Origin of the sequence: Caballeronia sp. LZ001, from assembly GCF_031450875.1 — a bacterium.
Lineage (GTDB): Bacteria > Pseudomonadota > Gammaproteobacteria > Burkholderiales > Burkholderiaceae > Caballeronia.
The window spans coordinates 3,118,000-3,131,616 of the sequence record NZ_JARTVX010000004.1; the positions used below are offsets into that span (position 1 = coordinate 3,118,000).

At 58.8% G+C, this 13,617-nt stretch carries 14 protein-coding genes and 1 tRNA gene; 3 read left to right on the top strand and 12 right to left on the bottom strand.

The window, feature by feature from the left end:
- Positions 1-182: 182 nt before the first annotated feature.
- Positions 183-1,199, top strand: coding sequence for a D-2-hydroxyacid dehydrogenase family protein (locus tag P9292_RS25460; RefSeq protein WP_309961818.1), 1,017 nt, complete (start codon positions 183-185; stop codon positions 1,197-1,199).
- A 30-nt stretch (positions 1,200-1,229) separates the two neighbouring features.
- Here P9292_RS25460 and P9292_RS25465 read toward each other — a convergent pair whose 3' ends face one another.
- The 3 genes from P9292_RS25465 to P9292_RS25475 are packed head-to-tail and all read right to left on the bottom strand — an operon-like array spanning position 1,230 to position 3,027.
- Positions 1,230-1,706: an OsmC family protein gene (locus P9292_RS25465; RefSeq protein WP_309961820.1), complete on the bottom strand. Its 477-nt coding sequence runs from the start codon at positions 1,704-1,706 to the stop codon at positions 1,230-1,232.
- A gap of 16 nt (positions 1,707-1,722) precedes the next feature.
- Positions 1,723-2,592: a patatin-like phospholipase family protein gene (locus P9292_RS25470; RefSeq protein ID WP_309961823.1), complete on the bottom strand. Its 870-nt coding sequence runs from the start codon at positions 2,590-2,592 to the stop codon at positions 1,723-1,725.
- A 9-nt stretch (positions 2,593-2,601) separates the two neighbouring features.
- Positions 2,602-3,027: a PaaI family thioesterase gene (locus tag P9292_RS25475; protein ID WP_250508436.1), complete on the bottom strand. Its 426-nt coding sequence runs from the start codon at positions 3,025-3,027 to the stop codon at positions 2,602-2,604.
- Between the two features lie 146 nt (positions 3,028-3,173).
- Here P9292_RS25475 and P9292_RS25480 point away from each other — a divergent pair.
- Both P9292_RS25480 and P9292_RS25485 read left to right on the top strand, forming a co-directional pair.
- Positions 3,174-3,249, top strand: a tRNA-Lys gene (locus tag P9292_RS25480).
- Between the two features lie 682 nt (positions 3,250-3,931).
- The gene (locus P9292_RS25485) at positions 3,932-4,468 is read left to right on the top strand and encodes a hypothetical protein (RefSeq protein WP_309961825.1); all 537 of its coding nucleotides are present in this window, start codon (positions 3,932-3,934) and stop codon (positions 4,466-4,468) included.
- 95 nt (positions 4,469-4,563) lie between these two features.
- Here P9292_RS25485 and P9292_RS25490 read toward each other — a convergent pair whose 3' ends face one another.
- The 9 genes from P9292_RS25490 to P9292_RS25530 form a co-directional block, all read right to left on the bottom strand.
- Positions 4,564-5,307, bottom strand: coding sequence for a tail fiber assembly protein (locus P9292_RS25490; RefSeq protein WP_309961827.1), 744 nt, complete (start codon positions 5,305-5,307; stop codon positions 4,564-4,566).
- A 17-nt stretch (positions 5,308-5,324) separates the two neighbouring features.
- On the bottom strand, positions 5,325-6,248 hold the full coding sequence (locus P9292_RS25495; RefSeq protein WP_309961829.1) for a hypothetical protein: 924 nt from the start codon (positions 6,246-6,248) through the stop codon (positions 5,325-5,327).
- A gap of 2 nt (positions 6,249-6,250) precedes the next feature.
- Complete coding sequence (locus tag P9292_RS25500) at positions 6,251-6,823, bottom strand: putative phage tail protein (RefSeq protein ID WP_309961831.1); 573 nt, start codon at positions 6,821-6,823, stop codon at positions 6,251-6,253.
- Positions 6,820-7,917: a baseplate J/gp47 family protein gene (locus P9292_RS25505; RefSeq protein ID WP_309961833.1), complete on the bottom strand. Its 1,098-nt coding sequence runs from the start codon at positions 7,915-7,917 to the stop codon at positions 6,820-6,822. Before P9292_RS25505 ends, P9292_RS25500 begins: the two co-directional genes overlap by 4 nt.
- Complete coding sequence (locus P9292_RS25510) at positions 7,917-8,282, bottom strand: phage GP46 family protein (protein ID WP_309961835.1); 366 nt, start codon at positions 8,280-8,282, stop codon at positions 7,917-7,919. The genes P9292_RS25505 and P9292_RS25510 overlap by 1 nt, the downstream gene beginning before the upstream one ends.
- Before the next feature lie 69 nt (positions 8,283-8,351).
- A complete protein-coding gene (locus P9292_RS25515) occupies positions 8,352-8,951 on the bottom strand; it encodes a phage baseplate assembly protein V (protein ID WP_309961837.1) in 600 nt (199 codons plus the stop codon).
- A complete protein-coding gene (locus P9292_RS25520) occupies positions 8,948-10,066 on the bottom strand; it encodes a phage baseplate assembly protein (protein WP_309961839.1) in 1,119 nt (372 codons plus the stop codon). Before P9292_RS25520 ends, P9292_RS25515 begins: the two co-directional genes overlap by 4 nt.
- Positions 10,050-11,312 carry a DNA circularization N-terminal domain-containing protein gene (locus P9292_RS25525; RefSeq protein ID WP_309961841.1) on the bottom strand — a complete coding sequence of 421 codons (1,263 nt, stop codon included), beginning with the start codon at positions 11,310-11,312 and terminating at the stop codon, positions 10,050-10,052. The genes P9292_RS25520 and P9292_RS25525 overlap by 17 nt, the downstream gene beginning before the upstream one ends.
- A gap of 1 nt (position 11,313) precedes the next feature.
- On the bottom strand, positions 11,314-13,380 hold the full coding sequence (locus P9292_RS25530; protein ID WP_309961843.1) for a phage tail tape measure protein: 2,067 nt from the start codon (positions 13,378-13,380) through the stop codon (positions 11,314-11,316).
- Positions 13,381-13,617 lie beyond the last annotated feature (237 nt).

A 13,617-nucleotide genomic window follows, 5' to 3' on the forward strand; every position in this document is an offset into this window, starting at 1 on the left:
TCGCGGTCGTTCAAAAATTGGGAGTCAAGCATAACACCGCGTCACACGCCTACCGTGATGCAGCGCGTACATGGATGAAGCGCATATTCATCGGTAGTTACCCGAAGTTAGTGCGTGATTCATTGTCTCGCGAGTTCAATCGAGCAGCACGTTTGATGCCCAACAAAAGCTAATCAATGCACATGAAAATCGCCATTCTCGACGACTACCAGGACGCCGTTCGGAAGCTCGATTGCTTCCATTTGCTCGATGACCATGAGGTGAAGGTCTTCAATAACACGGTGCGCGGGCTCGGACAGTTGGCTAGCAGACTGTCGGAAACAGATGCCCTCGTGCTCATTCGCGAACGCACGCGCATCAGCTCCCAGCTTCTCGACAAGTGCCCGAAGCTGCGTATGATCAGCCAGACCGGGCGCGCGAGCGGCGGGCATATCGACATCGACGCTTGTACCGAACGCGGTATCGCCGTGCTCGAAGGCACGGGTTCGCCGGTCGCGCCGGCCGAGCTTACTTGGGCGCTCATCATGGCGGCACAGCGGCGCATTCCTCAATACGTCGCGAATCTCAAACAGGGCGCGTGGCAGCAATCTGGATTGAAAACGTCTGCACTGCCGCCGAACTTCGGCTTGGGACAAGTGCTGCGCGGACAGACGCTCGGCATTTGGGGATACGGCAAGATCGGCCAGTTGGTCGCGGGCTACGGCAAGGCGTTCGGCATGAATGTGCTGGTGTTCGGCCGCGAGCATTCGTTGCAGGCAGCACGCGACGATGGCTTCGCCGTCGCCGAAAGCCGCGAAGCGCTCTTCGAACAGAGCGACGTGCTCACCGTCCATCTACGTATGAGCGATGAAACGCGCGGCATCGTTCGAACGGAAGACCTCATGCGCATGAAGCCGACCGCGCTCTTCGTCAACACGAGCCGCGCCGAACTGCTCGAAGAGAACGCGTTGCTCAATTCGCTGCATCACAACCGGCCGGGCATGGTCGCAACCGATGTTTATGAGAGCGAGCCGATTCTGCAAGGCTACGGACTCTTGCGCATGGAGAACGTGATATGCACGCCGCACATCGGCTACGTAGAGCGCGAGAGTTACGAGCTCTACTTCGGCGCGGCGTTCAGGAACATTCTGGCCTTCGACGCCGGCGACAAGTCGAGCGTGTCGAACCCGGAAGCGTTGCAGCACGCGCGGCGGCGTTGAGCGCAAGAGCGAGCGGCCGCGCGGCGTTCGCTAAAGCGTCGATACCTCGATCGAAGGCTCGCATCGCACCGGGAAATTCACCGAGTTCGCGATGAAGCAATAGCGATGCGCGTCTTCATGCAGACGCGCGGCTAACTCGGCGTCGTTCCCCGCGCCGATGGTCACGCGCGGATGCAGCGTCACGTCGATGAAACGGCCGCTGCCGTCCTTGTCTTCCTGCATCGTGCCGATGGCTTCATCGACATATCCGGTCACGACGATCTTGTTGGTCGCGCACAAATGCAAGTACCAGAGCATGTGACACGACGACACCGACGCCACGAACAACTCCTCCGGATTGTGGCGCGCAGGATTGCCGCGAAAGGCGGGATCGCTCGACGCTTCTATCGCGGCCTTGTTCGCCTCGCGCACGAGATGGTCGCGCGAATAAGCGTCGTAGGCGGACGTGCCCGAACCGAGATCGCCCGTCCACGCGACGCTGAGCGTATAGGTGTGCTTCTTCGCCACGTTCTGCTCCTTGGCTCTAGTCGAGATGTGAAGCTGCCTCCAGAAGACGCGGCAGATGCGCGAGGAAATCGTCGGCATCGGCGCGGCCCAGATCGTACGCGTGTTGCATCTGCGCGGGGCTCGTATAGTCCCAGCTCGAAATTGGCACCTTGCGCGACGGCTGAACGTAGATGCGTCGCTGCTCGCCGTGCGGCACCACGAACATGCGCTCGCGCGGATACAGCCGCGTGACCATGACGAGCACCGTTCCCGGCGATGCATCGAGCGCGGAGACGGGCACGTTATCGACCATGCCGCCATCGAGCACGGGACGACCGTTGCGCCGCAGAATCGGCGTGAAAGGCGGCGTGCTCGACGACTGCAGGATGAGGTCGGCGAGATCCTCCAGCGTCGCGCACTCTTGCGCGGTGACGAACTCCGGATGAAAACCGAGCGCGGTGCCGAGCGTCGGATGCAGCGTCTTGCGCACGTACTTTTCGATGTTATACGCGATGATGCCCGCCGCCACCGCGCTGCGCGCCCCGAGCCAGCGCGGCAGATGCGACACGCCGATGCGAATCTCCGGCGCCGTTTGCAGCGCGCCGAAGCGTTCCGCGAAAATATCGAGCAGCGCCTGACGGTAGATGCGGTAATGCGGGAACACGGACTGACCGCGCAGCACGTTGCCCCAATAGGCGTTCTTCGTGTTGCCGCTCAGGGCTGTTGCGTAGTACTTCATCACCCATTGCGCGTTGTTCGTGTAGAGCATGCAGGCGGTGGCCGCGCCCGCCGAGATGCCCGCGATGATGCGCGGCTTGAGATCGAGTTGCGGCTGGATGACGTCCCAGAAACCTGCCTGCCACCAGCAGCGATTGCCGCCGCCTGCGAATACGACTTGATCGAACATGTTTGCTGCTTAAGCCTTTTGCTGATGCGTCGGGTTGATGAGTGCGTAGGTCGTGGTCGCGTGAGCGGCGAGTTCGCCGTCGTCGCCGCGAAGCTCGATTTCGCCGAAGACGAGATTGCGGCCGCGTCGCTGGATTTTCGCGGTGACGAGGACATCGCCGGACTTGACCGGGCGCATGAAGGTCGTGTTGAGCGAGACGGTGGTCATGGGAACGAAGCCGCCCATTGCGTGGGAGATGGCGACGACCATCGCGGTATCGGCGGCGGCCATGAAGACCTGACCGCAGATGACTCCGCCCGCGTGCCGCAGATGATCGGCGTGCGGCAGACGCAGCGTGATCGAATCTTCCGTGGAAGATTGCGGCGCGAGATGCAGTTCGCGGACCCACGGCGCGAGGATCGTGTCCAGCAGATTGCGAATGGCGGAGTCGTCCATGGCTGTGAGTTTTTATGCTGTGTGCGTGATGATACCGGGCGGGACGTTTTTGATTCGCGGGCTGGCCGTTGGTGCGATGCGAAAATTTTCGGGCGAAGGACTTGCGCTTTTCGAAATAACCCCGCTATAATTTCATTTCTGTGTTGGGGGCGTTAGCTCAGTTGGTAGAGCAGCGGACTCTTAATCCGTAGGTCGAGTGTTCGAGTCACTCACGCCCCACCAAAGAATTAATGCAAAAAGCCCGGTCCTCGTCGTGACCGGGCTTTTTGCTGTAACGTTGCAGTCGTTTTGACATCGTTTTGCGCAAGATTTGACACTGCGGGGCACACTTGCTTTGCGCCCGATTTGTCACAATTTACATGCGGTGCCTCCTTTCGGGCCGGAGGGTTCACCGCTGAGACCAAAACATCAACCCGTACCCGCGACTGCGTCGTATTCCGAGCTTTCGGTCGGTAGAAAAATCTCTGCCAATAACACCGCGCACAAGCCGCCCCACCGGCCTCTTGAGCAAAGGCTAGGGAGCCGCATACCGTCCGCCACTTTTAAGCATGATTTAAGCAAAGGCTGATTGTATGAGGTTTTTCTTATTGATCAGATAAATGGGAAGACTGCTTAAATTTATCGCTCTGGGCCTTTTGGTAGCATCTCAAGCGGCAAGCAACGTCTCGGTTGCCGACCCTGTCCCGACAGAGCTCCCATCCCCAACCCAGAATCCTGACCCGAACGCAGGAGCGTCCAAAATTCCTGAATGGAGAGAGGCTATGTGTAAACGGCAATATGATGCAGCGTGCGACGCGTGTAACAGGAGGTACGGCAATACCCCGCCAAGCGCTATCTGCAAAGGAAAAGCGTTTAACGACTACAACGCTTGTCGTGGCTATTAACCTAACTTAAAGGAATCGAAATGAACGATCGAGCCACCTTAGAGAAGCGGATCGCTGAGCTGTTGCCTCAGTGCCGCGCCGGTGGGTTGCCGGTCGAGGCGACAGACCTTGATCTTGACGCTCTGGAAAAAGCGCTGCGGGAACTTGAGAACGAAGGCATTGTTATCGCTCTCCACGAAATAAAACTTCGTTTTATCCTTGAGCACGCTTGTCTGTGCCGCATCAAAAATGTGCCAGACCAGTTCGACATAAAATCGATGCTGCGTCATGAAAAGCTGCTCGCGCAACGCAACTCTGCCGTTGTGTTTAGCGTTGATGCAAGTACGGGTCACGTGGTAAGTCACATTGTCGATTGGAGCGCGATTGAACGCATCGTTGTCGCCGAAAGCATTTCGGACGATTTGCTCGACTGGGAGACGCTCGGAGATCGGCAAGCTTGGGCTCTCGGCAAATGGACGCTTGAGACGCTGCTTAGTCGCAAGCCGCAGGGCGACAAAATGGTGCTATCGAGCGATTTCAATGCGGGGACCAGCGCGCCGGAAGCTGAAAAGCCATAAGCCCTCGATGTTACTGATGACTATGCGGCGTGGGCGAACTTGCGCACGCCGCCTTTTCAGATTGGCAAGCTGCTACACAACTCAAAGCGAACCAATCAACTGACGGGATGTTCACCGCGCTTGCTTTCGTCTTCACGGATTTGCCGCTCTCGCTCCGCCCACTGCTTTTGCTCTTGCTCGCGCCGTTGTTGCTCGGCCGCTGCTTCGGCCTCTCGTTGAGCGCTTTCGTCCTCAAAAGCCTTCCGTTGAATATCTGCCAACGCGACAATCGACTCGGCCGTAGGTGCTTCGGGCCAGCTGGCGTCCGGAAAACGTTCTGATGAACGGCTCGCCACAATCGCATGCCAGTAATCGGTCCATGCGGCCTGGCGAGCGTGTGACAGGAATCGGTCTTCCTGGAGTGAAGCAGTCAGCCGCGCCTCGTTCAACGCCTTCTCGGCTCGCTCAAGACGCTCTTCAAACTCACGTTCTGCGGCGGCCCGGCGCTGCGTGGCACGATACGTTTCGTCAATGACCCATGCGCTATTTGACCAAATGTACTCAGGACCCGGCCGCGCGGTCTCGGTGAGTCCAACCGTGTCGGGCGTTATGCCTGGCTGATCGAGAGAACTCTGGCTGCCATCACGCGTACAAAAAACTTTCACTCCTCGGTAATCGGGCAACAAACACCACTGCTCATTTCGCCAGAACGGCCACTGACGTACACCGTGCTCAGGCGGCGGTTCCGTCGTAGAGAAGGCCGGCATCAGCAATGCCTGCGGATACAGCACATCAACGCGCGGGCTGCCTTCACTGACGAAGGCACCCGTGTCAGGGTCATAGTGGTAGATCGTGTGCACGGCCGTCCTCCGATTTCTTATGCTGTACGCGCGCAAATAAACGCGGCGATTGCTATGTTGCGGGGCCTGGCTTCCAGCTCCCCCGTAGGCTCAATCGTTACAGGATGCTCATGGTCAGCAGCTGAGTTCATGCCGACGCTATGCAGATGATCGGGGGCTTCGTCAGTCGAGAGCGGGTGGTCATGTTTGCCAGAGGGACTGGTCAAACCCCAAACGTTGTCACGGTCGTTTCCGTGTGCGCCCAGTTGATCGGATTGTCCCCAGGTGCCCCACGGGGGATTGTATTGACCGGGATTCTCACCCCACGGTGAGACGTGTTGGTGATCCGCTACCGGGGCGGTCTTGCCTTGATGAGCATGCTTGCCGGACGGCGCCGACCATGCCTTGTGCACATGAGCGCCAGCGCCCCCAGTGGACGCGCGGTGAGCGTGCTGACGATTTGAGCTGTCTTGCCATGAACCGAGCGAGCGTCCGGCGTCGGTTGCGGAGCCGTCCGCCCAACAGCGAAGGAACTCTCCGCGCAGGTCGGGGATGCGAAATGTACGACTGCCGTCCCCCTCGGAGAAATGGCCGCGCGCTTGTTGCCACTTGCTCTCGCTCAGCAGTACGCCGCTTGCTTGCGCATACGCCCACAGTTGGGGGTAATCCGCCCGTTTGAGCTCGCTGCCATCCAGCAGCAACCAGCCTGCGCGTGCCTCACGTCGCATCTCCAAGACGATCTCGCCCACGCGTGTCGGAACAACTCCGCGTGCAAGGGCAATGATCGCCTTATACAGCTGTTCGTTGTCGTCGGAATCGAGTTTTTGCCCCGATCGCTCGACAGCATGCGCGACCTCTTCCTGCATCGACTGCGCCCAGTCCCTTGTCAAAACCGTGCCTTTCACGCCAGCGGATGGATCGCCCGCGCTGAAATTGCCATCCGGGGTGTTGATGCGCTGCATACTCAGTTTTCCAGATAGATAAAATAGACGTTCGTGTCAGCAGGCTTGAGATCGTGAAACACTTTTTCGATCACTACGTCTGACACCGTTGATAACGGCTCGCCAACCGCGCTTTCGTCAACGCGAAAAAGATAGCTCAGCGCGCGCGCGCCGTGAACGATCACGCCCCACTGATAGATAATGTCTTCGACCCAGATTGACTCTTCGACGTGGTTCTCGTCGACCCTGAATGGCTCCGGCTCGGCGATCTCGATTCGATAACCGAGCGCTTTCGCTATCTGTTTGAAGTACGGGATCGACATGCCGCCGGTCTCGCTGATCTTGGCAACCACCGCTGAGATACGCTGTTGCAGCGTCGCATCCGCGCTAGGGGTCAGTCCGCACACGCGCTCCCAATCCGGTAGCAGCTGATGTGCGAAATACGGCGTGATCGCATTGGTGATGAGCTGCGCATCCGCCACGCATCGATCTAGCGCCGCTCCTTCCGCATTCAATTCGATCGCGACACTCGCCTCCCGGGGATCGTAAGACGCCAGTGGAAGCAGACGCCCGAGCAAGGTTGCGTGATCGCTCATATCATCAATTCAATTTTTATTTCGCCAAGTCGACACCATTGCACCGTGTTCTTGTCAACGATCGGCACGACGTTCTCATTTGGCCGCTCGATGACGTAATCAACAACCTCGCGGGTATCGTTGATCAGTCCGCCGATGCGATTGCGATAGATCGTCGCGCCCGGTTCAATGGCCGCGTCGAACGTTTTCAAACTTTGTTCGATCGCGACTCTTGCCGCTTGCAGGCGACCTTGAGTCGTTTCAGATGAGTCGGTGTGGCTTCCCTGGACCCTGATCTTCGCCACCACATCGTAAGGGACGATTGTCGGTGCAATCACGCGGGTGTCTTTAGCGCGCACCGGACGCTGATCGTCGATATGGGCTTGTGCCGCAATGATCACCTCGTCAGATGGCAGGCCATTCTCGGTCGTGATCACCACATCGACCGTACCAAGTCCTCGCCTCAGCGGATAAACGTAGGCGGCGGCAACGCCCGGCACGTCCATCGCCCACTGCCAATAATCGTGCTTGGTGCCACCAGCCGGAGGGCGGCGGATTCGATGCAGCAGGCGAGTAAGCAGACTATCGAGTGACTCGATCAGCGTACCACCGCGCACATCGATGATCTTCAACGTCGGGTTCACGTCGAGCGGTGCAATCGTCAGGGACAGGACATCATCTTTCTGGCGATTGCCGCCTATGCCAGCCTCAAGCGCCAGCACGTCTACGACAAGCTGACCGTGTTGATCAAAGACGCCGCCGCCTGTTGTTACATAGGCCGTCCCATCTCGAAACGTCGCGCCCAATCCGCTTGCCACTTGCACACCAGGTTTGCCCGTGGCGAGCGCCGTGCCACTGGCGGCGACTGCGGGCTTTCTCTCGATGCCTCGAAGCCGGGCATGCAGGATGAGGTTTTCCTCATCGGCCGTATCGGGGAAAATCTGTCGGGCAATCCAGGATTGATGTGCGTACAGTCCCTCCACGGCGCTCGCGACACTACTTGCACGCACAAAGTAATCGGAATCCGGACCGACGTGCGCCTCCGAGCGCCCATTCCTAATTTCGCGAAGTATGCTGTCTCGAATCTGGTCGAGTGCGAGGATGGTCGCGGGCATCAAGCTACCTTCACGGGATGATTGAAATGCTGTGTTCGACCCAGCGCATCGATCAATTCGACACGAAGGTAGATAACGCCTCGAACGGTGGCAGCCTCCGCAGGAGGATCGGCCGCGACCGACACCTTTCCCGCTCGGCCATCGCGAACAAGCGCAGCCAGCGATTGCTCGGCATATTGGACAGCCAGGCGACGCACGCGCGGCGTATCTTTTTCACGAGCAAGCGTATGCAACTGAGAACCTATGGCAGGCGCCGCCCACCATGCGCCTAGCGGCGTGGATAGACGAAGGTAGACCGCGTTAGCAAGCGAGGTTGTTTGGCGGCCGGCATACCCACCGGTTGAGGAATCAAGAAGCGCGTCCATATTGGCACTATGACGGACGCGCACTTCTCTGACGTGCTGAATGTCGTCAGTACCTGAGCGGACACCGGGCTAGATCGGCGTACCGGAGATTTTTCCCTCAACAGCGTGACGGTGGCCTTTGACGCTCTTTCCGCCGACTTGAATGTCATCTTTGGCGTTAAGTCTTTCCACGTTCGCGCCATCGCCGCCCGTGATCGACAAACCACCTCGCCCGACGATTGCTTCGGCGACGTTCAGTTGATGCCGCACGTTCACGGAAGGACTGTCGATATTGACCGCATCGTTGGCCTGGATGTTGAGCGTTCCGGTGCGAATCGTGGTGACCCGTCCGCGACTGAGCACAATGGAATCGCCCTCGTCCGTGTAGATAGCAACCTCGCCCTGTTTCAGGGCCTTCATTCGATACCGACCATGCTCGGTAGCAATCACGACTCCATGACTTGTCCTGCCGCCGAGCGGCAGAATGATCTGCATAGCGCCGGTCGGGGGAGCGCTCGTGAAGCCGTAATGCTGAAACATCTCAAGATCCACCGTATCCTCGTTGGCGAGAGCTTGGCCCCGGACCGTGCATACCGGCCCTTCGGTACTTACCTTGCTGACAATGCCCCTGAACGCCTGCCGAATTCCGGCAAGCGCGCGCATGATGCGTTTGTCGATGTCCTTGATCATCTCATGATGCTCGCGTCAATGACTGCATCGGTAACCTCGAGCGATGGGCCACTACGCTTATGCCGATGTCGTCGGGACCCGTGCGATGCGTTGCCGGCGATCCATACGCCATCATCCTTGAGCGTAAGAGTGGTGCGCGTGCCGCCTCGGCGACCACCGGAGAGCCGCCGTGCGATCAGGAAAAACACGGCGTCGAGGCCGTGCTCTTCCCAGACGACGTTAACCCGCTGCCCCGGTTTCCAGAGCAGACCGTCTGGCGTTCGATGCCCCTGCACACCGGCGCGCAACGTATGGCCCGCAAGCGCGGAATCGGAGATGATCTTGCGCGCCCGCGCTTCTGCGGCAGCCAGATTCGGCGCATCATAGTCGACCACCACTTTCGGACGATACGTGGTCACGGTTTTGTCTTTCACGGTGACTTTGATTGCATGTTGTCCAAGCGCACTGGCGGTCCCGTGAGATTGCCCAAGCACAGTAACTTCAGAAAAGCGCTCGGCGAACGACATATCCTCGTCGAACCATTCCACGTTATTGCCTTCACCATTTTTTCGAAGCACCAATGTCGCAACGGGTGGCGAACGATAGTCCGGCACATCAACAACGAGCGTGCCGTCCGGATCGAACCAAGGACTCAAGCCTTCGGCGCTCGCCGCTCGCACCAGCGCGTCCCACGCAGAGTCGCCGGGTTCGATGCTGATTCTGTCCCACGCGGCGTGAGGTTGGGCTCGGCTTATGCGGATCTTGGTGATACCCAGAGGCTTGACAACATTGGCGACAACTTCCGCCAAGCCGACCTGCCGGGCAGTAAATACGGGAGCGGACGCGTCGCGCAGCACGCCCACCAAGTCGCGGCCGCTGATCGTCAGCGTCTTCTCATCCTTGCTCGTACGGCGGCGCACCTGGTCGACATGGCCAATAAGCACGGTATCGCGGCCGACCTTAACCTGGACGCGAGATCCGCATTGAACGGATAACGGGCCGCCTGCGCCATGCGAAAGCCGTACTTCCCACGCATCGGCGGGTGTGAGCAAGTCCGAGTCAATCCAATAGGAAGACCACTCCGAGTGTGCTTTTGCGTCGATCAGCAAAGCAACCGATTCACTGTGCGAAGCCACGGATAACCGTTCCCTGTTCTATGAAGTTTGGGTTACGAGTTTGCGGGTTGAGCCGCACGAGCTCCGCGAACCGTGCATAGTCGCCATACCAGCCATGCGCTAACAACGTGAGATTGGTCGGTGCGACAACCGCCCGAGAGATGATAGGAGGCAAAGCATCGATTACTTTGATCGCGAGCACTTGCACGGATTGCGCCGTGTCTTTAAGCGCCTCGATTGTTGGACGAGCATGCTCAACCGATGCAGCACCCCGTACGGTATCGATGGCAGACTGAAGCATTCTGCGCGTGTCATTAGCGATTTGCTCAACGTGATCAGGACATAGAGTCGGAGTATCGATCTCGTTACCCAGAACGTCGCTGGCAAGTTCCGCTATATGTGAGGCAACGACTACCGAGACCACCGCTTTGACTAGCTGGGCGTCAGTCGGGTCGGCAGCATGCAAGGATCGACGTTGTGTTCGAGCTGAGGTGTCGCGCATCGTTGCGCGTTCGAATGGACGTGTCAACGGCAGTTGCAGAACGCGTTGAATCTGTTGTTGTGCATCCTTCCAATCTGACATGATGAAGGCTCGATCGAACGACCTCAAGTCGGTGATCGCCTTGAGCATTCCCGCCATATCGGACACGAACGCACCGGGCCAGACCAAATAGTCCAACGAGACGCTTCGAAAACCAATTGCGAGTGTCCTCAACGGTGCGAGCGTTTGAGTGAGCAGGTCGCGTAGCGCGTTCAAGCGGCGCAAGCCGGCTTGCGCCGCATGCAAACTGTCCAACGCTCTCGAAAACATTGCGGTTCCAGCGTCCTGCGTTATGACCGAATGTTGCGCGAGCGCGTCGGCGGCTTGCGCCGGATGCTGCCCCGTGAAGAAGGGGTTCGAGGGCGTCGAACGCTTAAACCGCATGTCGATGCGGCACGCATCCACGTTGTCTGCATCATGCACAACATGGGCACTGAGCAACTGCATGCTCGGTAACGAACCGAAAACCGGATGGACCAATTCGCCCGGACCGGCCATCGCCAGGGCGTCAAGCAAGCGCCGCATTCGCAGTTCGTAATCGTCGCCAAAGAAGATCGCAGTGATACTGAGCTCGTGAGGCTTAAGTCCCAAGTCTTCAATGTCCTCACCGTCAACGTGAGGCACGCCGTGCGCAGCCGTGTCGCGCTCGATAGAATCCTCGGTACGTAATACGTCGAACGTTACGCCTCGGAAGGATGCATCAAGAAGCAAGTCTTTCCACGCCATGTCAATGCCTTAGCGCGGCTCTTTGGCCGGCCGTCGTGACAAAATCGTAGAGATGCTGCCCATCGAGGTTGATGCTCACATGGCTTTCGACGACTGGCGGCTTTTCGTTTTTCTTTTGCGCAAAGATCGCATCCCCGATAATCTTGCCCAGTTTCTCGCCCCAATCGTGACCAAGATAGCCAGCGACCGCGCCCACGCCTGCGCCGACCACGTTCCCAACGATAGGTAGCGACGAGCCGAGCAACGCGCCAGTTGCCGCACCTGCGGCCATACCGCTCAGTCCGCCAAGTGCACCACCGGCAACACCGACATAGCCAGCTTTTCGCTGGTCGGCTGAGCGTGTGCCGTCTCCTGCGACGGATAACGCTTCCATGCCGCTCGCAGCCAACGTAAGCGGAACACCCAAGCGTCCGAGCCCGCGGAGCTTCTCGGCCCATCGCGCACCAAAACTGCCCGCGCCGACGAGTCCTGCGACGCCTGCCTGCGCTTGACTTACCTCGGCGGCAGCCGAATTGGCAGCGGCAGCTTTTCCGCCTGTCAACAAGCGCATCAATCCCGCACCCGCCAGTACACCCGTCAGGCCCTCGAATGCGAGCGTGGTACCTGCAATGGCTGTCGTCAAGCCTGGGTAGGCGCGCGCATAGTCCGAAAGTTTTGAAGCTGCATCGCCGAGCTGATGATTGAGGCCACGCAACGCGTCCATTTCGGCAATCTCGGCTTCGTTCTTGAGCTGCTGCGCCTTGAAGCCATCCATTGACTTGACGACCTCGAAGTCGCTGGCAATCGTGCCGCCACCACGCTCCCACTCGCGCATCGCGGCATCGTAGACTTCGCGCCGTTTATGTTGCTGCGTCATGTATCCAGTCAGTGCCATCACCGACTGCTGATTACCGAATAATTTGCCAATGGCTGAGCCCTGCAACAGATTTGCCATGTTGGTGAGGAGCTCTTTATCCTCGCCTGGCTTGGCCGCTCGCAACTTACGTTGGATGTCTTGATATTTGCGATCGCTCGCAAAGAGCGTATGAATCGTCGCTTCAACGGCATCGAGCACATCACCGCCGCGCGCGAGCGTGCGCATTTTGACCTCATCGAAATTTGGAATCCCAGCGCGCTTGGCCGCGTGACTCAATTCACGCCCCGATAGCTGATTGAGCAGATCGGTCACGTTCGTGCCCGCCTGGCCTGAGCTTCCCGCCGTGGACATCGCTGTTTCATTGAGGGCGAGAATCTTGGCGTATCCTCGCGCACCAGAAAGACCAGCGTTGCCAGCAGCGGCCATTTGCGCCGGTAGGTATTGGCTCAAATCCGGAAACTTGAATTCGCCCATGTGACTGGCAACCGCACCCATATCCAAGACGCGGCCCGTATCGTGCTCATTGAAACGCAGATTCTGAACCGCCTTGACGGCGACATTCCCAAGGTCAGTCGGGTCCGCACCCTCAGCGACCGCGCCGCGCTGGAGTTGCGGCAGTAGATCGAAAGCCGCCTTGTGCCCAAGCGCATCATGGGCCATGAGCTTCTCTAACGAGGCTACCGCCTGTTCAAGCGAGCCGCCGCCTTCGCGCACCGCGCGATAGATCGCCGAGCGTAGTTCGCCGGTCGCACCGACGCGCTCCGAGGGCGCGAGATTGCGGTAACTCGTGTTAGCGATCATCGCCAAATGCTGATCGAATTGCATTGCCTGCCCGATCGGTCCAGACAGCACGCGTGCGCCAGCGTACCCACCCGCGAGTGTTTCGCCGATGCGCAACACGCCATGCGCGTCGCGCGCAATCAGCCCTTGTTGCTGCACCGTTTTGCCTAACTCCCGATTGAGTCCGATGACTTTGCGTCGGACATCTTCTACAGCATGTGCCTGACTTGCTGACGAAACAACGCCGGCTTGGGCAAGACGGGTGTACTTATTGAGGGTTTGATCGATATCGCGCCGAATGGATTGCTCAGCGCGCGCGCCGAGGCGCTGACGCGCGTCGCTCAGGCGCTGCGCTTGGCTCATGACGTTACGACTCGCCTGGTCTTGGACCGCTTGCGTTTGCGCTGCCTCACGTTGAATCGCCTGCGCCATTTGGCGGGTACTACGCTGCACGTTGCGCTCGCATTGCTGCGCAGGCGCTGATACTTGATCGCGCATGCGAACAGTCAAGCCAACCAATAAGTCACGAGACATGGTGCTTATTTCCTCATGCGTTTGCGCCGCAGGCTTTTGAAGGTGGGTTCTACTGTGCGCCCACGCCTACCTTGCCCAGTGCCACGCAATTCTGTGAGCGCATTCAAGTAGCCATCGAACTCCGGCAGGGTCATT